Origin of the sequence: Mycobacterium sp. OAE908, assembly GCF_017872775.1 — a bacterium.
Classification (GTDB): Bacteria; Actinomycetota; Actinomycetes; order Mycobacteriales; family Mycobacteriaceae; genus Mycobacterium.
On the sequence record NZ_JAGGJL010000001.1, the window covers coordinates 4,470,287 to 4,489,442 of the forward strand.

The 19,156-nt window shown below is 66.7% G+C and carries 18 protein-coding genes; 10 read left to right on the forward strand and 8 right to left on the reverse strand.

Annotation, left to right across the window (positions count from 1 at the left end):
- Positions 1 to 31 precede the first annotated feature (31 nt).
- From J3E61_RS22100 to J3E61_RS22115, 4 genes are read right to left on the reverse strand one after another with little or no spacing between them, the layout of a single operon-like run.
- Positions 32 to 916, reverse strand: a complete 885-nt coding sequence (locus J3E61_RS22100; RefSeq protein ID WP_192720928.1) for an ABC transporter permease subunit — start codon at positions 914 to 916, stop codon at positions 32 to 34.
- Positions 916 to 1,596, reverse strand: coding sequence for an ABC transporter permease subunit (locus tag J3E61_RS22105; RefSeq protein ID WP_192720927.1), 681 nt, complete (start codon positions 1,594 to 1,596; stop codon positions 916 to 918). Before J3E61_RS22105 ends, J3E61_RS22100 begins: the two co-directional genes overlap by 1 nt.
- Before the next feature lie 15 nt (positions 1,597 to 1,611).
- Positions 1,612 to 2,424 (reverse strand): glutamate ABC transporter substrate-binding protein, encoded by an 813-nt coding sequence (locus J3E61_RS22110; protein ID WP_210084981.1) that lies wholly within the window; start codon positions 2,422 to 2,424, stop codon positions 1,612 to 1,614.
- 24 nt (positions 2,425 to 2,448) lie between these two features.
- Positions 2,449 to 3,177: an amino acid ABC transporter ATP-binding protein gene (locus tag J3E61_RS22115; protein ID WP_210085657.1), complete on the reverse strand. Its 729-nt coding sequence runs from the start codon at positions 3,175 to 3,177 to the stop codon at positions 2,449 to 2,451.
- A gap of 124 nt (positions 3,178 to 3,301) precedes the next feature.
- Between J3E61_RS22115 and miaB the strand changes: the two genes are divergently transcribed.
- Complete coding sequence (miaB, locus tag J3E61_RS22120) at positions 3,302 to 4,822, forward strand: tRNA (N6-isopentenyl adenosine(37)-C2)-methylthiotransferase MiaB (RefSeq protein WP_210085658.1); 1,521 nt, start codon at positions 3,302 to 3,304, stop codon at positions 4,820 to 4,822.
- Complete coding sequence (locus J3E61_RS22125) at positions 4,810 to 5,427, forward strand: hypothetical protein (protein WP_210084982.1); 618 nt, start codon at positions 4,810 to 4,812, stop codon at positions 5,425 to 5,427. The genes miaB and J3E61_RS22125 overlap by 13 nt, the downstream gene beginning before the upstream one ends.
- 103 nt (positions 5,428 to 5,530) lie before the next feature.
- Here J3E61_RS22125 and J3E61_RS22130 read toward each other — a convergent pair whose 3' ends face one another.
- Positions 5,531 to 6,922: a DUF349 domain-containing protein gene (locus J3E61_RS22130; protein ID WP_210084983.1), complete on the reverse strand. Its 1,392-nt coding sequence runs from the start codon at positions 6,920 to 6,922 to the stop codon at positions 5,531 to 5,533.
- Positions 6,923 to 7,082: 160 nt separating this feature from the next.
- Between J3E61_RS22130 and J3E61_RS22135 the strand changes: the two genes are divergently transcribed.
- From J3E61_RS22135 to J3E61_RS22165, 7 genes are all read left to right on the forward strand, one after another.
- A complete protein-coding gene (locus J3E61_RS22135; protein ID WP_210084984.1) occupies positions 7,083 to 7,952 on the forward strand; it encodes a DMT family transporter in 870 nt (289 codons plus the stop codon).
- 16 nt (positions 7,953 to 7,968) lie between these two features.
- A complete protein-coding gene (locus J3E61_RS22140; RefSeq protein ID WP_210084985.1) occupies positions 7,969 to 8,649 on the forward strand; it encodes a hypothetical protein in 681 nt (226 codons plus the stop codon).
- Positions 8,646 to 9,551, forward strand: coding sequence for a tRNA (adenosine(37)-N6)-dimethylallyltransferase MiaA (gene miaA, locus J3E61_RS22145; RefSeq protein WP_210084986.1), 906 nt, complete (start codon positions 8,646 to 8,648; stop codon positions 9,549 to 9,551). The genes J3E61_RS22140 and miaA overlap by 4 nt, the downstream gene beginning before the upstream one ends.
- Before the next feature lie 4 nt (positions 9,552 to 9,555).
- A complete protein-coding gene (locus J3E61_RS22150; RefSeq protein WP_210084987.1) occupies positions 9,556 to 10,416 on the forward strand; it encodes a diaminopimelate epimerase in 861 nt (286 codons plus the stop codon).
- Positions 10,417 to 10,461: 45 nt separating this feature from the next.
- Positions 10,462 to 11,874 carry a GTPase HflX gene (hflX, locus tag J3E61_RS22155; RefSeq protein ID WP_192720919.1) on the forward strand — a complete coding sequence of 471 codons (1,413 nt, stop codon included), beginning with the start codon at positions 10,462 to 10,464 and terminating at the stop codon, positions 11,872 to 11,874.
- Positions 11,875 to 13,572: an amidase gene (locus J3E61_RS22160; RefSeq protein WP_210084988.1), complete on the forward strand. Its 1,698-nt coding sequence runs from the start codon at positions 11,875 to 11,877 to the stop codon at positions 13,570 to 13,572. It begins immediately after the preceding gene.
- Positions 13,573 to 13,782: 210 nt separating this feature from the next.
- Positions 13,783 to 14,571 carry a GvpL/GvpF family gas vesicle protein gene (locus J3E61_RS22165; protein WP_210084989.1) on the forward strand — a complete coding sequence of 263 codons (789 nt, stop codon included), beginning with the start codon at positions 13,783 to 13,785 and terminating at the stop codon, positions 14,569 to 14,571.
- A 70-nt stretch (positions 14,572 to 14,641) separates the two neighbouring features.
- Here J3E61_RS22165 and J3E61_RS22170 read toward each other — a convergent pair whose 3' ends face one another.
- From J3E61_RS22170 to J3E61_RS22180, 3 genes are all read right to left on the reverse strand, one after another.
- Positions 14,642 to 14,881 carry a CsbD family protein gene (locus J3E61_RS22170; protein ID WP_192720916.1) on the reverse strand — a complete coding sequence of 80 codons (240 nt, stop codon included), beginning with the start codon at positions 14,879 to 14,881 and terminating at the stop codon, positions 14,642 to 14,644.
- Positions 14,882 to 15,001: 120 nt separating this feature from the next.
- Positions 15,002 to 15,505 carry a hypothetical protein gene (locus J3E61_RS22175; protein ID WP_210084990.1) on the reverse strand — a complete coding sequence of 168 codons (504 nt, stop codon included), beginning with the start codon at positions 15,503 to 15,505 and terminating at the stop codon, positions 15,002 to 15,004.
- Complete coding sequence (locus J3E61_RS22180; RefSeq protein ID WP_210084991.1) at positions 15,502 to 17,790, reverse strand: molybdopterin guanine dinucleotide-containing S/N-oxide reductase; 2,289 nt, start codon at positions 17,788 to 17,790, stop codon at positions 15,502 to 15,504. The genes J3E61_RS22175 and J3E61_RS22180 overlap by 4 nt, the downstream gene beginning before the upstream one ends.
- A 123-nt stretch (positions 17,791 to 17,913) precedes the next feature.
- Between J3E61_RS22180 and J3E61_RS22185 the strand changes: the two genes are divergently transcribed.
- Entirely contained in the window at positions 17,914 to 19,074 is a 1,161-nt protein-coding gene (locus J3E61_RS22185) for an acyl-CoA dehydrogenase family protein (protein WP_192720913.1), read from the forward strand.
- Positions 19,075 to 19,156 lie beyond the last annotated feature (82 nt).

Below are 19,156 nucleotides of genomic sequence, written 5' to 3' on the forward strand. Positions count from 1 at the left end.
TTCGGCGCCACCACTTCTCGGCTCCGGTCGGCTAGATCGAGCCGCCGGCACCCGCGCCGAACGAACCCTGGGTGACGGGTTGGATGTGCATGGGTTCGGGACCGCGGCTGGAACGACGCATGCGGCCCTCCAGCCACGTCGCGAACCAGGACAGCGTGAAGTTCACACTGATCATCAACACCGCGATGACGATCAGAGCGGGCACGTAGTTGCCGTACGACGCGCCGACCTGGGTGCCCTGGCGCACCATCTCCAGGAAGGTGATCTGGTAGCCGATCGCGGTGTCCTTCAGAACGACCACCATCTGCGAGACCAGCACCGGCAACATCGACGTGACGGCCTGCGGCAGCAGGATCGACCGCATGGTCTGGCCCCACCGCAGACCGAGCGCTGACGCCGCTTCCGATTGTCCGCGGGGCAGCGCAAGAACGCCTGCGCGGACGATCTCGGCGATGACAGCACCGTTGTACAGAGTCAAGGCGGTGATGACGCCCGCCAGCGCCAGGTGCTTGGACGGGAAGACGTCGTACAGCGCGTACAAGAAGTACGCGAAGATCATCATGATCAGCACCGGCACCGCGCGGAAGAACTCGACGAACACCGCGGACGGCCAGCGGATCGCGGGGTGGGTGGAAAGCCTGCCGACGCCGAGAAGGAAACCCAGCGCCAGCGCCAGCACGATCGATACCGCAGCGGCGGTCAGCGTGCCCTGCACACCGGGCAGGATGTACGTCTTCCACAGGTTGGCCGTGAGGAACGGTTCCCACTTCGCGGCGGTCAACTGACCCTTCGCGTTCAGCTGCGCGTACACCACCCAGGCCACCAGCGCGATGACGAGTGCCGTGACGACGTTGAAGATGCGGTTGCGCACCAGTGCCCGCGGTCCCGGCGCGTCGAACAGAACCGAACCCGCCATTACCGCGCCACCGCCAGCCGCTTGCCGAGCCACCCGAAGAACAGCCCCATCGGCAGCGTCAAGATGACGAACCCGGCCATGAAGATGGCGCCGATGTAGATCAGCGCTGCCTCGTTTTCGGTCATCGTCTTCATCAACAGCGCCGCTTCCGACACACCGATCGCCGACGCGATCGTGGTGTTCTTGGTCAACGCGATCAACACCGAACCCAGCGGATTGATCACAGCGCGAAATGCCTGGGGCAGCAGGACGATGCGCAGGTTTTGGGCGAACGTCAGGCCAAGGGAGCGTGCCGCCTCCGCCTGGCCCAGCGGCACCGTGTTGACGCCTGACCGCACTGTCTCGCACACGAACGCCGCCGTATAGACGGTGAACCCGAGTATCGCCAGCCGGAAGTTGCTGTCGTCGATCGAGGTCGACGACTTCGAATCCACCAGCGTGATGCCGAGCGTCTGCGCCAGTCCGAACGAGCAGAACAGGATGATCAGTGTCAACGGGGTGTTGCGCACCACGTTGACGTAGGTCGTCCCGATCCAGTTCAGCATCGGCACCGGCGAGAGTCGCATCGCGGCCAGCAGCGTGCCCAGGATGAGTGCGCCGACGGCCGAGAGCGCAGTCAGCTGAATAGTGGTCCAGAACGCCCCGAGGACGTCGTAGGCCCTATCACCAAAGTGCAGCACGTCGGCGCGACTCGGTTACTTGTCGACCGGTGGCGGCGCCGGTGCCGCAATGCCCGCGGGGCCAAGGTTCTTGTCCCACGCGGCCTTCCACGCGCCGTCCTGCTCCATCTTGGTGATCGCGTCGTTGATCTTGGTCCGCAGGTCGGTGTCGCCCTTCTTCAGGCCGATGCCGTAACGCTCTTCGGAGAACGGCTTGCCAACGATCTTGAACGCACCGGGGGACTGGGCGGCGTAACCGGCCAGGATCACCTCATCGGTGGTCACCGCGTCGATGGCACCGTTCTTCAGCGCCTCGACGCAGGCCGAATAGGTGTCGTACTGCTGCAACTGGACGCCGGGATACTTGTCCTTGATGCGCTGCGCCGGCGTCGAGCCCGACACCGAGCACAACTTCTTGTTGTTCTGCAGCGAATCGGGGCCGGTGATGTCGGTGTTGTCCGCCTTGACCAGCAGGCTTTGTCCGGTGATCAGATACGGCCCGGCGAAGTCGACCTTCTGCTTGCGGGTGTCGGTGATCGAATACGTCGCGGCGATGAACTTCACCTGGTCGTTTTGGATCAGCGTCTCACGCTGGCCGGACGGCGATTCCTTCCATTCGATCTTGTCTTCGGCGTAACCGAGTTGCTTGGCGACATACTTTGCGACGTCGACGTCAAAGCCGCTCATGGTCCCGTCGGGATTCTTCAGGCCGAGGCCCGGCTGATCGAACTTCGTTCCGATGACGATGGTGTCGCCACCCCCGCCACCGCCGCCGCAGGCGGTCGCCGCGAACGGCAGCGCGATGGCGAGCGCGATGGCACCTACGACACGCACTTTCATGGACGACATTGGTCGTTTCCTTTCGCCGGAGCGTTAGTGACGGAGAATCTTGCCGAGGAAGTCTTTGGCGCGGTCGGACTGCGGGTTGTCGAAGAATTGAAGGGGTTCGGCGTCCTCGACGATGGCGCCGTCGGCCATGAAGACGACGCGGTTCGCCGCACCCCTCGCGAAACCCATTTCGTGGGTGACCACCACCATGGTCATCCCGTCCTTCGCGAGGCCGGTCATGACGTTCAGCACCTCGCTGATCATCTCCGGGTCCAGCGCGCTGGTCGGTTCGTCGAACAACATCACCTTGGGGTCCATCGCAAGCGACCGGGCGATCGCCACGCGTTGCTGTTGACCACCAGACAGCTGCGCCGGATATTTGTCGGCCTGGTTGGCCACGCCGACCCGCTCGAGTAGCTCCATCGCCCTTGCGCGGGCCTTGTCCTTGGACACCTTGCGCACTGTCGTCGGGGCGAGCATGACGTTCTGCAGAATTGTCTTGTGCGCGAACAGATTGAACGACTGGAAGACCATCCCGACATCTGAGCGCAGTTGTGCGAGCTTGCGTCCCTCGGACGGGAGCACCACCCCGTCAATCGCAATCGTCCCCGAATCGATGGTCTCGAGTCGATTGATGGTGCGGCATAACGTCGACTTGCCCGAACCCGACGGACCGAGCACCACGATCACCTGCCCGCGGTCCACCTTCAGGTTGATGTCCTTGAGTACGTGCAGGGCGCCGAAGTGTTTGTTGACCGCCTCCATTGAAATCATCGGCGCACCACCGGGCGTCCCCATGGGTGCAGACCTTACCCAGGGAACGCTCAGCTTGCCCGGAACTTGGGAATCCGTTCGAGTGGCGCAATTGGTGCGTCCGTACCATGGGGCCGTGACTTCGATGGTGACGCGGAAGGCGGCAGCGGCTGACGCTGTTCGCCAGCAGGCGCGCACGTATCAGGTCCGCACCTACGGCTGCCAGATGAATGTGCATGACTCCGAACGGCTGGCCGGGTTGCTGGAAGCCGCAGGTTACGAGCGCGCGGCCGACGGAACTGATGCCGACGTCGTGGTGTTCAACACTTGCGCGGTTCGCGAAAACGCCGACAACAAGCTGTACGGCAACCTCAGTCACCTCGCACCGCGCAAGCAGGCCGACCCCGACATGCAGATCGCCGTCGGCGGCTGCCTGGCGCAGAAGGACCGCGACAGCGTCCTTTCCAAGGCGCCATGGGTGGACGTGGTGTTCGGCACCCACAACATCGGGTCGCTGCCGACGCTGCTCGAACGCGCCAGGCACAACCGCACGGCGCAGGTCGAAATCGTCGAAGCGCTCGAAGAATTCCCATCAGCATTGCCTGCTGCGCGCGAATCCGCTTACGCCGCATGGGTTTCGGTTTCGGTCGGCTGCAACAACACCTGCACGTTCTGCATCGTGCCCGCACTGCGCGGCAAGGAGGTCGACCGCAGGCCAGGCGACGTGCTCGCCGAAGTGCAGACGCTGGTCGACCAGGGTGTACTCGAGGTGACGCTGCTGGGCCAGAACGTCAACGCCTACGGCGTCTCCTTCGCCGACCCGGATCAACCGCGCGACCGCGGTGCCTTCGCCAAACTGCTGCGCGCCTGCGGACGCATCGAGGGTCTCGAGCGGGTCCGCTTCACCTCGCCGCACCCCGCTGAGTTCACCGACGACGTGATCGAGGCGATGGCCGACACCCCGAATGTGTGCCCGACGCTGCACATGCCGCTGCAGTCGGGCTCCGACCGGATCCTGCGGGCCATGCGACGGTCGTACCGCTCCGACCGATACCTCGGCATCATCGACCGCGTCCGCGCCGCCATCCCGCACGCCGCGATCACCACCGACCTGATCGTCGGGTTCCCCGGTGAAACCGAAGAGGACTTCCAGGCCACCCTCGATGTCGTAGCGCAGGCACGGTTCTCGAGCGCGTTCACCTTCCAGTACTCCAAACGCCCAGGCACCCCGGCCGCCGACCTCGCCGATCAGCTGCCGAAAGCCGTTGTCCAAGAGCGCTATCAACGGCTGATCGACCTGCAGGAGCGCATTTCGCTGGAGGAGAACACCGCGCAGATCGGCCGCACTGTCGAATTGCTGGTGGCCACGGGTGAGGGGCGAAAGGATGCGAGCACCGCACGCATGTCCGGCCGGGCCCGCGACGGTAGGCTGGTGCACTTCGACCCCGCCGGCCTCGAGATCCGGCCCGGCGACATCGTCACCACCACCGTGACCGGCGCCGCGCCGCACCATCTGATCGCCGACGGTGCCCCACACACTCACCGGCGCACCAAAGCCGGCGACGCCCATGCCGCGGGTCGCAAGCCCACCACTGGGGTCGGCCTCGGCATGCCCGGCATCGGTGCTCCGGCGCCGGCGCCCACCTCGTCCGGGTGTGCCCGGTGAGCGCGGGCGATCAGAACAACGGCAGGTTCGACGAGTTCAAGGGTGACCTCGAGGCTGCCGAGCGCAAGGTCGCGCGTGAAATCGACCCCGGCGCACGCGCTTTGGTGATCGCCATCGCGGTGTTCGTGCTTTTGCTGAGTTTTGTGTTGCCGCACACCGGTGACACCAAGGGCTGGGACGTGTTGGTCGGCGACGACGCCGCGATCCGCAACGGCATTGCGTTGCCGTCGCGGGTGTTCTGCTGGCTGGCGCTGGTATTCAGCGTGGGCTTCTCGATGTTGGCGCTGTTGACCCGCCGCTGGGGTCTCGCGTGGATCGCGCTGGCCGGATCGACGGTGGCGTCGTTCACGGGTCTGCTGGCGGTGTGGTCGCGGCAGACCGCGCCTGCACATCATCCAGGGCCCGGCATCGGACTGATCCTCGCTTGGCTCGCGGTGATCGTGCTCGCCTTCAACTGGGCCCGCGCGGTCTGGGCGCGCACCGCGCTGCAACTCGCGGCCGAGGAAGACCGCCGCAGACAGGTCGCCGAACGTCAGAACAAGGGCTTACTCGACACGCTGAACGACGACACCGACGACGGCGAAAACGGTCCGGCGAATACCTAGCAGCTAGCGTCGTCGCGCGATCAATATTGCACTGAGGGTCGTCAGAGCGCGGGCTGCCACAGCCCTCACTGCAATTTCGATGTGGCCTTTAGACCGGCAACGGCTAGCTGCCCTTGAGCGCCTGGGCCGCCGCGTCGGCCCACTGCCGCCACTGTTCGGCGCTGGCGCGCGCCTCCTCGGCGTCCTTCGTCCGTCCGGCTGCCTCGGCCTTCTCCGCCTGACGCTCGAATTGCTCTGCGCGAGAACGGAATTGGTCCGCCCTGGCTTTTGCTTCTGGATCGACGCCTCCGGTGGGAGCGTCACGCACCTTCTTCTCGATGGCCCGCAGCCTGCGTTCCAGCTCGGCGCCCCGCTCGCGCGGCACCTTGCCGATCGCGTCCCATTTCTCGCCGATCGTCCGTAGTGCCGCTCGCGCCGCCTCCAGGTCGGAGGTGTCGACCCTTTCGGCCTCGGCGAGCAGCGCCTCCTTGGCTTCGGCGTTCGCGCGGAACTCGGCATCGCGTTCGGAGCTGGCTGCGTTGCGGGCAGAGAAGAAGACGTCCTGCGCTGCCTTGAATCGCTGCCACAGCGAGTCGTCGACGTCCTTGGCGGCGCGGCCCGCCGCCTTCCACTCCGTCAACAGGTCGCGGAACGCCGCGCTCGTCGGGCCCCAGTCCGTCGAGGCCGACAACTCCTCGGCCCGCTCGCACAGCGCTTCCTTGGCCTGCCGCGCACCTGCACGTTCGCGGTCGAGTTCGGCGAAGTGCGATCCGCGGCGGCGGTTGAACGTTTCGCGGGCCGTCGAGTAGCGCTTCCACAGCGCATCGTCGGTCTTGCGGTCCAGCCCGCTGATCGTCCGCCACTCCTCGAGGATCTCGCGTAGCCGGTCGCCTGCGACCTTCCACTGCGTCGAGTTCGCCGCGATCTCTTCGGCCTCGGCGGCCAGTGCTTCCTTGCGCGCGGTCTGCGCTGCGCGGAACTCGTCGCGCTTGGCCCGCTCCGCCTGCGCGGCTTCGTCGGCATGCTCGGCGATCGCGGTCAACCGGGCGGCCAGCGCGTCGACGTCGCCGAGCACGTGCGCCTCGGGCAGCGTCTCGGCGAGCGCCGCTGCGGCGGACTTGATCTTGCGCGCGTCGCCCGTCCCGGACTCCAACCGGTGCTCCATCAACGCGACCTCGGTGTGCAGGTCGTCGAAGCGCCTGCCGAAGTGCTCGAATGCCGCCTCGGTGTCGCCGGCCTGCCACGAGCCGATGACGCGCTCGCCCGATGAGGTGATCAGCCAGACGGTGCCGTCGGGGTCGACGCGGCCGAACCGGTGCGGATCGCTCGAAGCCGGGATGGCGACCGTCGGCGTCGGATGAGGACCTGGGCGGGGCGCTGGCCGCGGCGGACCTGGCCGGGGAACGGGTTTGGGAACGGCGGGTTGAACCGATTCCCCGGTCGTCCCCGTAGCCTCCGGGTCGGCGGTGTCCCCGACGCTCCTCGCCGCCGGTCCGCCATGCTCGCTGGTCGTCATCTCCGTTACCTCGCACCCTCCGCGCGGGAACCCGCGCACCTGCCGCGCGACGCGGCGCCTGCTAGCTCGAACGCTATTCAAACAGGTCGCCGCTGCCCATGCCCACGCCTTTCGCGATGCAAATGCCTACGCTCTTTCCCAACACAACGGGAGGCCGCGGATGGACAAGGCGGATGTCGCCGCCCTGCTTGCCCTCGGCGCGGCGTTTTTCATCGCAATCGGCGATGTGATCCACCAGCGCACAGCGCATGAGGTGACCGACGAACCGGTCAGCCACGTCCAGTTGTTCCTGCGTCTGCTGCGCGACGGTCAGTGGTGGCTGGGCAGTGTGGTCGCCGCAGTCGGGTTCGCGCTGCAGGCGGCGGCGCTCGGATTTGGCTCGGTGCTGTTGGTGCAGGCTCTGCTGGTGACGTCGCTGCTGTTCGCGTTGCCGATCAGTGCGCGGTTGTCGCATCGGCGCGTGTCGCGCTGGGAGTGGACCTGGGCCGCTCTGCTGGCGGCCGCCGTCGCGGTCATCGTGACGGTCGGCAATCCGACGGCGGGGCATTCCCGAGCGTCGCTGGAAACGTGGACGGCCGTGATCGCCGTGCTGGGGCCTGCCCTGGTGCTGTGCGTGGTGGGTGCCCGCATCTGGTCAGGACCCGTCAGCGCGGTGCTGTTGGCGGTGGTGTCTGGCGCGTTGTGGGGGTTGTTCGCGGTGTTGACCAAGGGCGTGGTCGATCGCATCGATGACGGTGTGTGGGCGCTGCTGCGCACGCCCGAGTTGTACGTCTGGGTGCTGGTCGCGATTGCGGGCACGTCGTGGCAGCAGTCGTCGTTCCGCGCAGGCGCGCTGACGGCGACGCTGCCGACCATGACCGTCACCGAACCGGTGGTCGGTTCGGTGCTCGGCGTCGTCGTGCTCGGCGAAACCCTGCGGCCGGGAGATGCCGGCTGGCTGACGCTGAGCGTCGCGGTGGCGGTGATGGTGGTCGCGACGGTCGCGTTGGCCCGCGGCGAGGCGGCCGGTGCCAGCACCCAACCCGCGTGAGCACTAACTTGGTGGCGTGCTGAGCGCCGTCGCGATCATCCCTTCGCCACCTGTGATGGTCCCGGAGTTGGCGGGCGATGCTGCCGGCGAACTGAGCGACCTGCGCGACGCCGTTTTCACGGCTGCGGCATCGATGCCGACCAGGTGGATCGTCGTCGGTGTCGGTCCCGCCGACGCTGTGCTCGGCCCTGACGGCGTCGGCACCTTCGCGGGGTACGGCGTCGACCTGCGCGTCACGCTGTCGCCCGACGCCGCGGGCGCGCCAACCGAACTGCCGCTCTGCGCGTTGATCGCGGGCTGGGTCCGCGGCCGGGCCACGCCCGACGCACGCGTCGAGGCCCGGGTGTACGCGGCGGACCTCGCCGCCGATGCCGCGGTCGATTGCGGTCGCCGGTTACGCGCCGAGCTCGACGAGGCCGCCGACGCGGTCGGTGTCCTCGTCGTCGCCGACGGCGCACATACCCTGACCCCGCCGGCGCCCGGCGGCTACGACCCTGACTCGATACCCAGACAGGCCGCGCTCGACGCCGCGCTCGCCGCCGGTGATGCCAATGCGCTGACCCGGCTGCCGGACGGCATCGTCGGCCGCGTCGCCTACCAGGTGCTTGCCGGGTTAGGCGAGCCGCGGTCGGCCAAGGAGCTGTACCGCGGCGCGCCGTACGGCGTCGGGTATTTCGCGGGCGTCTGGAACCCATGAGACCGCTTGCGATCATCGGCCCGACCGGCACGGGCAAGTCGGCGCTCGCGCTGGCCGTGGCCGAACGCGTCGGCGGGGAGATCGTGAACGCCGACGCGATGCAGCTGTATCGCGGCATGGACATCGGCACCGCCAAGCTGCCGGTTGCCGAGCGTCGCGGGATCCCACACCACCAGCTCGACGTCCTCGAGGTCACCGAGACCGCCACCGTCGCCCGCTATCAGCAGGCCGCGGTCGCGGATATCGAGGCGATCGCGGCTAGGGGCGCCGTTCCGATCGTCGTCGGCGGATCGATGCTCTACATCCAGTCGCTGCTGGACGAATGGGCGTTTCCGGCCACCGACGCCGCGGTGCGAGCGAAATGGGAGGCCCGGCTGGCCGAGATCGGCGTGGGCGCATTGCACCAGGAGCTGGCCCGGGTCGACCCCGACGCCGCTGCCTCGATCCTGGCCACCGACGGCCGCCGCATCGTGCGGGCACTCGAGGTGGTCGAGCTCACCGGACAACCCTTCGCCGCGTCGGCCCCCGTCATCGGCACGCCTCGCTGGGACACAGCGATCGTCGGATTGGATTGGGACACAGCCCTTCTCGATGACCGGTTGGTGCAACGAACGGACAAGATGTTCGTCGACGGCCTGGTCGACGAGGTCCGCACGTTATTGGGGCAGGGGTTACGCGACGGCGTCACCGCGTCCAGGGCGCTGGGCTATGCCCAGGTGATCGCGGACATCGACGAGGGCGGCGACGGTTCGGGCGCCCGCGAGCCGACGTTCTTCGGCACCCGCCGCTATGTCCGCCGCCAGCGGTCGTGGTTCCGCCGCGACCACCGCATCTCGTGGCTCGACGGGAGCGCACCCGACAACGTCGAGCACACGCTGCGGATATGGCGACACGTATCCTGAACACGTGGAATTCGCCAAAGGCCACGGCACGCTGAATGACTTCGTGCTGTTGCCCGACCCCGCAGGCCGGCTGTCGTTGACGCCTGCCGCGGTGGCTGCGCTGTGCGACCGGCGCCGGGGCCTTGGCGCCGACGGGGTGCTGCGGGTGACGAAGGCCGGTGCCGCCGGCCTCGACCGGCTGCCCGAGGGCGTGGCGGCCGGCGACTGGTACATGGACTACCGCAACGCCGACGGATCCATCGCGCAGATGTGCGGCAACGGCGTTCGGGTCTTTGCGCACTACTTGCGGGTCAGCGGGCTGGAGAGCCGCGACGAGTTCGTCGTCGGCTCGCTGGCCGGGCCGCGCCCGGTGGTGCTGCACCAATGGGACGACACCACCGCGGACGTCACGGTCGAGATGGGCAAGGTCAACCAACTCGGCACAGGCGAGGCGATCGTCGGCGGACGGCCGTTCGCGGGATTGGCCATCGACGTGGGCAACCCACATCTGGCCTGTGTCGATGCCGACCTGACCATCGACGAGCTCTCGGCCCTCGACGTCGGCGCGCCGGTTTCGTTCGACCGCACGCAGTTCCCCGAGGGCGTCAACGTCGAGGTTCTCACTGCCCCGCATGATGGAGCCGTATCGATGCGGGTACACGAAAGAGGTGTCGGAGAGACGCGATCGTGTGGCACCGGGACCGTCGCCGCTGCGGTGGCGGCGTTGGCGTTCGAGGGGGCGACCACCGGCACGCTGCATGTGCGCGTTCCCGGTGGCGACGTCATTGTCACAGTCACGGATGCCAGCAGTTTCCTGCGCGGGCCGTCGGTGCTCGTGGCGCAGGGGGAGTTGTCGGAGGAATGGTGGCGCGTTGCGCAGCGTTAATTGGGGTGCACGCGTGCAGGTAGCCGTGCAAATCTGTAATCACTTATGACGTATCCCGATTTTCGCCCCGGCACCCCAAGCGCGGGTGAGCTCGCCCTCGAAGACCGCACGGCGTTGCGCCGCGTGGCCGGTCTTTCGACCGAGCTGGCCGACGTCTCCGAGGTCGAGTACCGCCAGCTGCGACTGGAACGCGTTGTGCTGGTTGGTGTTTGGACCGAAGGCAGCGCCGCCGACGCCGACGCGAGCATGGCCGAACTGGCTGCGCTCGCCGAGACGGCGGGCTCCGAAGTGCTCGAAGGCCTCGTCCAGCGTCGCGACAAGCCGGACCCGTCGACATACATCGGCTCCGGCAAGGCCCAGGAGCTTCGCGAGGTCGTCCTCGCCACCGGCGCCGACACCGTGATCTGCGACGGCGAACTGAGTCCTGCCCAGCTGACAGCGCTGGAGAAGGCCGTCAAGGTCAAGGTCATCGACCGAACCGCGCTGATTCTCGACATCTTCGCCCAGCACGCCACCAGCCGAGAAGGCAAAGCACAGGTGGCGTACGCACAGATGGAGTACATGCTGCCCAGGCTGCGCGGCTGGGGCGAGTCGATGTCGCGGCAGGCAGGCGGCCGTGCGGGCGGCAGCGGTGGCGGCGTGGGTCTGCGTGGTCCCGGTGAGACGAAGATCGAGACCGACCGTCGCCGCATCCGTGAACGGATGTCCAAGCTGCGACGCGAGATCAAGGACATGAAGAAGGTCCGCGACACGCAGCGCAGCAAGCGGCTGACCAGTGACGTGCCGTCCATCGCGATCGTCGGCTACACGAACGCCGGCAAGTCCAGCCTGCTCAACGCGCTGACCGGGGCGGGTGTCCTGGTCGAGAACGCGTTGTTCGCGACGCTCGAACCGACCACGCGACGTGGGGAATTCGCGGACGGCAGGCCGTTCGTGCTGACCGACACGGTCGGCTTCGTGCGGCATCTGCCGACGCAGCTGGTCGAGGCGTTCCGGTCCACGCTGGAGGAGGTCGTCGACGCCACCCTGCTGGTGCACGTGGTCGACGGCTCCGATGTGAACCCGCTGGCGCAGATCAACGCGGTGCGGCAGGTGGTCAACGAAGTGATCGCCGAGCATGACGGTAAGCCGGCGCCAGAGTTGTTGGTGGTCAACAAGATCGACGCGGCCGATGGCCTGACGCTGGCGCAGCTGCGCAGTGCATTGCCCGACGCTGTGTTCGTATCGGCACGCACCGGCGACGGGCTGGACCGTCTGCAGCAACGGATGGCCGCGATGATCGAGTCAACCGACACCATGGTCGACGTGACCATTCCGTACGACCGCGGCGATCTGGTCAACAAGGTGCACGCCGACGGCCGCGTCGATGCCACCGAGCACACCGCCGACGGCACCAGAATCAAGGCGCGCGTGCCAGTCCCGTTGGCGGCCAGCCTGCAAGAGTTCGCGTCGTTCTAAGTGTCGTTCGACGTCGTCGAAGCGTCGGTCGCGCAGTTACGCGCCGCGCTCGACTCCGGTCAGGTGACCGCGGTCGAGCTGCTGGAAAGCTATCTGCGGCGAATCGCCGTCTATGACCACGCCGGTATCCGCCTCAACGCTGTGGTGGTGCTCAACCCGCACGCCCGCGCTGACGCGCAGGCATCGGACGTCCGCCGCGCGAGCGGGCGGACCCGCGGGCCGTTGGACGGAATCCCGTACACCGCCAAGGACAGTTACCGGGCTCGCGGGCTCACGGTGGCCGCGGGCAGCCCCGCGTTCGCCGATCTGGTGGCCCAGAAGGACTCCTTTGTGATCGAGCGGCTGCGCGAGGCGGGGGCGGTGCTGATCGGGCTGACGAACATGCCGCCGATGGCCAACGGCGGGATGCAGCGGGGCCTGTACGGTCGCGCGGAAAGCCCTTACAACGCCGACTATCTCACGGCCGCATTCGGATCCGGATCGTCGAACGGATCGGGCACCGCGACCGCTGCGTCGTTGTGCGCCTTCGGTATTGGCGAGGAGACTTGGTCATCCGGCCGGGCGCCCGCATCGAACAATGCGCTGTGCGCATACACACCGTCGCGCGGCGTGATCTCCGTGCGGGGCGGCTGGCCACTGGTGCCGACGATGGATGTCGTTGTGCCGCACACCAGGACGATGGCCGACCTGCTCGAGGTGCTCGACGTGATCGTCGCCGACGACGCAAATGCGCGCGGCGATTTCTGGCGCAGCCAGCCCTGGATCACGCTGCCTCGCCCCAGCGAGCACCGGCCGGCGGCATACCGGCAGTTGCCGCCCGCACGCCTCGCCGGCGCACGCTTCGGCGTTCCCCGCATGTACATCAACGCCGACCCCGACGCAGGCACCGCCGAAAGACCGGGTATCGGCGGCCCGACGGGTCGACGCATCGACACACGGCCGTCGGTGCTGGCCTTGTTCGCCTCGGCACGGCGAGACCTCGAGGCCGCAGGCGCCGAAGTCGTTGAGGTCGACTTCCCCGTGGTCAGCAACTACGAAGGCGATCGGCCAGGCACACCAACGATTTTCAGCCGCGGGTTGGTCAGTCCGCAGTACCTGGCCCGCGAGCTGCTCGACCTCAGCGCGTGGGCATGGGACGACTTTCTCGACGACAACGGCGACCCCGCGCTGAACGGGTTGGCGGATGTGGACGGCTCACGCATCTTCCCGCATCCGCCGGGTGCGCTACCAGACCGGTACACCGGGTTCGACGACGACATCGCAAGCTATCCGGCGCACGTGAGGAACCACCCGAGGAAGTCGTTTCTCGAGATCCCGCATCTGGAGGAGGGGCTGCGCGGTCTCGAGGAGACCCGTCGCATCGACCTCGAGCAGTGGATGGACAGTCTCGGCTTGGACGCGGTCGTCTTCCCTGCCGTCGCGGATGTCGGCCCCGCCGACATGGATGTCAACGAGGCGTCGGCCGACCTCGGGTGGCGCAACGGCGTGTGGGTTGCCAACGGGAATCTGGCGATTCGGCACCTCGGAATCCCCACCGTGACCGTGCCGATGGGCACCATGGCCGACATCGGCATGCCGGTGGGGCTGACATTCGCCGGTCGCGCCCATGACGACGTCGCCCTGCTGAGAATCGCCGTCGCATTCGAGGCGACCGGGACACGACGGACGCCGCCACCGCGTACCCCGGCTGTCGGCTGACTCGAGTAGCGCAGCGAAACCCGGCCGCGAGGCAGCGCCAGAAAATAGACGTTTCTGTAAGTAATCAGCTATCGGCCCAGGTTTGCACCGTTTACGGCTGCGAAAAAACATGTGTCTACCTGGACAGTTGTGGTTGACGCGGGCGTTAAGCGGGTAGTGCTGATGGATGGGCGAAGCGCCCGATGGTTGAACAAGCAAAGGTTGTGACGGATGGCCGATGAGGACCTCGGGGTCTGGGTGTACGCGATCACGCGGGCGGTCTGCGCTGAGAAGCACACGGCCGACCTGCGCGGGGTCGCCGACGAACCCGTGCGCGCCGTCCTCGGCGGTGGTCTGGCGGCAGTGGTCGGCACCGTCGGGCTCGACGAGTTCAGGGGGGAGGGCCTGGCACGCAACTTCAACGATGCCGATTGGTTCGCGGCCAATGCCCGCGCGCATAACGCGGTGGTCAGCGCGGTGCGCGGCGGCGGCCCTGTGCTTCCAGTGCGCCCGGCCACGATCTACCGCGACGACCGGCGAGTCTGCCAGCTTCTACTGAACGAGCACGATGACATTGACATGGCACTGCGCCGGATGTCGGGCCGAGACGAACTCGGCGTGAAAGCGTATGCAGACCCCAAAAGCCTGGCAGTTCAAGGCGATTTGATTCATTCCGCATCCACGGCGGGTCTGTCGCCTGCTGCACACCTATTGCGTCGACGACGGCAGCTCGCCGCCCAGCACGAGGGATACCAACTAGCGGCGGCGGAGGCCGACCGGATACACGCGGTTCTGTTGCGGTGTGCCGTCGACGGTAAGCGGAAATCGCCGGTCGATGACAACCCGTCGGGCAAGGGTCCCTGGACGGTGCTCGACGGGTCCTATCTGGTGGACGGTGATGTGGTGGGCCTGTTCATGGAAACCATCACCGCGCTCGAAAAGTCAACTGCCAGAATAACAATCGAAGTGACCGGACCGTGGCCGCCCTACTCGTTTGCTGAAGATCTGATCGCGATCTGACGCAACAAATACGAACAGACGCAAGGGACCCCTCGGGTTCCCTTGCGTCTGTGCGTATTTCGTTGAGGTGTTACCGCTGCTCGGCTTCCTGGCGCTTCTCAGCGGTCTTGGCTGCGGCCCGAGCGCTTTCGGCTTCGGCCTCTTTCTGCGCGGCATTGCGCTGGGCGTCGGCCTTGTCCTGCTGTGCCTGGCCTTCGCGATAGAGGTCATCGCGGCCCGCGACGGCGCCGACTACCTCTTTGGCCTTGCCTTTAACGCCCTCGACGACGCCCTTGATTGCTTCCTCGGGCCCACTGTTCTTGTCTGACATTGACTTCACCCTCCTGATCGGGACGATCACGTGTGATCGGGCGATCACGTGCCCCCGGAATCCCCAAAACCGCGGGTCGGCAAACATATGGCGGGTAGATAGTGGGCCAGCTCACGTCCATCAGGCGGTGTCGAACAGTTCCTCGCCTCTTGCGCTCATCACCCGTTGAGCCAGTTGGGCCTTCAACTCGTCGAGCCGTCGCTCCTGTACATCGGTGCGGTTTTCGGTGCGTGCCAGATCAATGAATTCATCGGTGACGAATCCTTGGCGCAGCAGGAGCGTGGCGGTGCGGTCGCCGATACCGACGAGGAACACGAAATCCTCGAGTAGCCGACCGCGGTCCGTCCTGACCAGCGTGCGGTCGACGGTGTAGCGCCCGTCGGACACCGCCCGCGTCACGGCTTCGAAGCCGTCGCGCGCCCCGGGACCCCGAAAAGCCGTGCGTATCTGGATTGTTCGACGTTCAGGAGCACGGTCGGGGGATAGCGCTGCGAATGCACGCTGCATGGCCTTGAACGCTATTGCGACTCCGGCGGGGGAGTGCAGACCGTGATAGCGCATCATGTCCTCGAACGTGAATGTGATTGTCCGGCCGCGCTCTTCGACCGTCAGCGCGTCGGTCATCGGTCCACGATCGCCGGTGGCTCATGTGCCCGCACCGGTGGCAGCGGGTCGGTGAACTTCTCCACCTCGACCAGCACGTGTGCGCCCGTGCAGCCCTGCGCCAACGACGACGTGCCGGTGTCATCGGTGAGCACATTCGGATTCCCATGCACACACATGGTGTTCGGGTCGGTGGGATCGGCCGGGTCGAACCACGCACCGGTCGACAATTGCACCACATCGCGGCGAAGGCGGTCGTCGATCACGACCCCGGCCAGGCAGGCGCCGCGGTCGTTGAACACCCGCACCACGTCGCCGTCGGCCAGTCCGCGCGCCGCGGCGTCGGCGGGATGCATCCGGATGGGTTCGCGCCCTTGTACTTTGGAAGCCTGGCTGACCGCGCCGATGTCCAACTGACTGTGCAGCCGCGTGGCGGGTTGGTTCGCCAGCAGGTGCAGCGGGTAAGCGGCAGCGCGAGCGCCGCCGAGCCATTCGGAGGGCTCGAACCACGTCGGGTGGCCGGCGCAGTCGTCGTAGCCGAAGCCGTCGATGTCGGCGGAGAAGATCTCGATGCGCCCGCTCGGCGTGTTCAACCGGTGCGTCACCGGATCCGCGCGGAAGTCCGCCAGCAGCGTCAGCCCGTGCTCGGTGGGCAACCGAAGCTGTCCCGTCGCCCAGAACTCCTCGAAGGCCGGCGCCGCGAAATCCAGTTCTGCCGCCCACTTCTCGTACAGGTGCACCAGCCACTGCTGCGCGGTGCGGCCCTCGGTGAATTGACTGCCGAACCCGAGGGCCTCGGCCAGGGCCGCGAATGTGGTGTAGTCGTCGCGGGACTGCGCATAGGGCTCTGCGAGTTTCGGCATGGCCATCAGCACCGGATCGTTGCGCGAGCCCGAGTAGTCGTCGCGCTCGAAAGCGGTGGTCGACGGGACGACGATGTCGGCGTGTTTGGCCATCGCGGTCCAGTACGGGTCGTGCACGACGATCGTGTCGACGCGGCCGAGCGCGCGCCGCAACCGCGCAATGTTCTGGTGGTGGTGAAACGGGTTGCCGCCTGCCCAGTACACCAATTTGATATCGGGGTAGGTCAGCCGCCTGCCGTTGTAGTCGAACGGTTCGCCGGGGTGCAGCAGCATGTCGCTGATGGCCGCAACAGGGATGAACGTCTGCACCGGGTTGGGACCCTGCGGCAGTTTGGGCAGCCCAAAGCGCAGCGGCGGCAGACCCGGTTCGTTCATGGAGCCGTAGCCGTGCCCGAAACCGCCTCCGGGAAGGCCGATTTGGCCAAGCATCGCGGCGAGCGTGAGTCCCATCCACGGCGCCTGCTCACCGTGCCGGATCCGCTGCAGCGACCAGCTGACGGTGACGATGGTGCGCGCCGCAGCCATCCGTCGCGCAAGCGCTGTCAGCTTCTCGGCGGGCAATCCGCAGATCTGTGCGGCCCAGTGCGGGGATTTCGGCACGCCGTCGTCGAGACCGAGCAGATAGCGCTCGAAGCGGTCATAGCCGGTGCAGTAGATGCTCAGGAAGTCCCGATCGGCCAGCGATTCGGTTGCCAACACGTAGGCCAGCGCCAGCATGATCGCGACGTCGGTGCCGGGCACCGGCGCGTGCCATTCGCAGTCGCCGTCGACGTCGTCGCGCAACGGCGAGAGTGAGACGATGCGTCCGCCACGGTCGCGGAACCGGCGTAGCGCCTCGCGGGCGGGGTGCCCGGTGGTGCCGCCGTGGTTGGTTCCGGTGTTCTTCATGGCAAGTCCGCCGAAGCAGACCAGCAGATCCGTGTGCTCGACGATGACGTCCCACGCGGTGGATCGCTTGAACAGGTCGTTGTGCGTGCCCACCACCCGCGGCATGATGACGCCGGTGGCGCCGAGGCTGTAGGAATGCCGCGAAAAGGTATATCCGCCAAGGAGTTTGAGGAACCGGTGGACTTGGCTCTGGGCGTGGTGAAACCGGCCGGCGCTGGCCCAGCCGTACGAGCCGCCGAAAATGGCCTCGTTTCCGTGTGCGTCGATGACCCGCTTCAGCTCACCGGACAGCAGTTCGGTGAGCTCGTCCCATGAGACGGAGACGAACTCGTCAGCGCCGCGACGTGAGCTCGGCCCGGGCCCGTCGCGCAACCAGCCGCGCCGGACCGCCGGCGTTGCGATGCGGGCACGATGCCGGATCGCGCCGGGCAGGTTTCCCAGCAGTGGAGACGGGTCGGCGTCGCAGGCCAGTGCTGTCACCGAAGCGATGTCGCCGGACTCGATCTCCGCCGAGAATCCGCCCCAATGCGTCAGGCTCGTCGGGGCATGCGGCACGCCAGCGAGTCTAAGTCCTGCTCACGACAGTCTCTGGCCGACGACACCGCCCACCGCCCAACCATCCGGTTGGATGGGGTACGTTTGGCGGTAACAGCCCGTACCAACTCATGGAGGTCCGCCATGGGCAGCGTCGTCAAATACGACCGCACCCTCTTCGAGCCCGAGCACGATCTGTTCCGCGAGTCCTATCGCGCCTTCCTCGAGCGGCACGTGGCGCCGTACCACGAGCAGTGGGAGCGAGAGAAGATCGTCGACCGCGGCGTCTGGCTGGAAGCCGGTAAGCAGGGCTTTCTCGGCATGGCGGTGCCCGAGGAGTACGGCGGCGGTGGCAATCCGGACTTCCGCTACAACGTGGTCATCAACGAGGAGACCGTCGCTGGGCGCTATAGCGGCATCGGCTTCGGCCTTCACAACGATGTCGTCATGCCCTACCTGCTGCGATTGGCGAACGAAGAGCAGAAGCAGCGGTGGCTGCCGCAGTTCTGCACCGGGGAGACCATCACCGCGATCGCGATGACCGAACCGGGCACCGGCAGCGACCTGCAGGGCATCAAGACGCGCGCCGTCAAAGAGGGCGACCATTACATCCTCAACGGTGCGAAGACATTCATCACCAACGGGATCAACGCCGACCTGGTGATCGTGGTGGCCCAGACCGATCCGGACAAGGGCGCGATGGGTTTCTCGCTGCTCGTCGTCGAGCGTGAAATGGAGGGTTTCGAGCGCGGCCGCAAACTCGACAAGATCGGCCTCGACGCTCAGGACACCGCAGAACTGTCCTTCACCGACGTGAAGGTGCCCGCGGAGAACCTGCTCGGCGAGGAGGGCCACGGCTTCATTTACCTGATGCAGAATCTGCCCCAGGAGCGGATCGGCATCGCAGTGATGGCGGCCGCGGCGATGGAGGCCGTTCTCGAGGAGACCCTGCAATACACCAAGGAGCGCAAGGCATTTGGCCGCCCGATCGGTAGCCAGCAGAACAGCCGGTTCCTGTTGGCCGAGCTCGCCACCGAGGCCACCGTGGTGCGCATGATGGTCGACGAGTTCCTCAAGCTACATCTCGAGGAGAAGCTGACCGCCGAGCAGGCGGCGATGGCGAAGTGGTACTCCACCGAAAAGCAGGTGCATCTGATCGACCGATGCCTGCAACTACACGGCGGCTATGGCTACATGCGCGAATATCCGGTCGCCAGGGCGTATCTCGACGCCCGCGTGCAGACCATCTACGGCGGCACCACAGAGATCATGAAGGAGATCATCGGCCGCAGCATGGGCGTCTAGCCAACGCGCAACGGCACGCCGAACACCGGGTTGCGCCGTATCGCACGTCGAGCTTGGTTATCGTCGTCTGGCATGGTCACGA

Excerpts from the sequence above, each read along its gene's own strand:
- J3E61_RS22170 (WP_192720916.1), bottom strand. The coding sequence starts at position 14,881 with ATGTCAGACAAGAACAGTGGGCCCGAGGAAGCAATCAAGGGCGTCGTC.
- J3E61_RS22110 (WP_210084981.1), bottom strand. The coding sequence starts at position 2,424 with ATGTCGTCCATGAAAGTGCGTGTCGTAGGTGCCATCGCGCTCGCCATC.
- J3E61_RS22130 (WP_210084983.1), bottom strand. The coding sequence starts at position 6,922 with ATGACGACCAGCGAGCATGGCGGACCGGCGGCGAGGAGCGTCGGGGAC.
- J3E61_RS22115 (WP_210085657.1), bottom strand. The coding sequence starts at position 3,177 with ATGATTTCAATGGAGGCGGTCAACAAACACTTCGGCGCCCTGCACGTA.
- J3E61_RS22135 (WP_210084984.1), top strand. The coding sequence starts at position 7,083 with ATGGACAAGGCGGATGTCGCCGCCCTGCTTGCCCTCGGCGCGGCGTTT.
- J3E61_RS22165 (WP_210084989.1), top strand. The coding sequence starts at position 13,783 with ATGGCCGATGAGGACCTCGGGGTCTGGGTGTACGCGATCACGCGGGCG.
- hflX (WP_192720919.1), top strand. The coding sequence starts at position 10,462 with ATGACGTATCCCGATTTTCGCCCCGGCACCCCAAGCGCGGGTGAGCTC.
- J3E61_RS22185 (WP_192720913.1), top strand. The coding sequence starts at position 17,914 with ATGGGCAGCGTCGTCAAATACGACCGCACCCTCTTCGAGCCCGAGCAC.
- J3E61_RS22175 (WP_210084990.1), bottom strand. The coding sequence starts at position 15,505 with ATGACCGACGCGCTGACGGTCGAAGAGCGCGGCCGGACAATCACATTC.
- miaA (WP_210084986.1), top strand. The coding sequence starts at position 8,646 with ATGAGACCGCTTGCGATCATCGGCCCGACCGGCACGGGCAAGTCGGCG.
- J3E61_RS22100 (WP_192720928.1), bottom strand. The coding sequence starts at position 916 with ATGGCGGGTTCGGTTCTGTTCGACGCGCCGGGACCGCGGGCACTGGTG.
- miaB (WP_210085658.1), top strand. The coding sequence starts at position 3,302 with ATGGTGACGCGGAAGGCGGCAGCGGCTGACGCTGTTCGCCAGCAGGCG.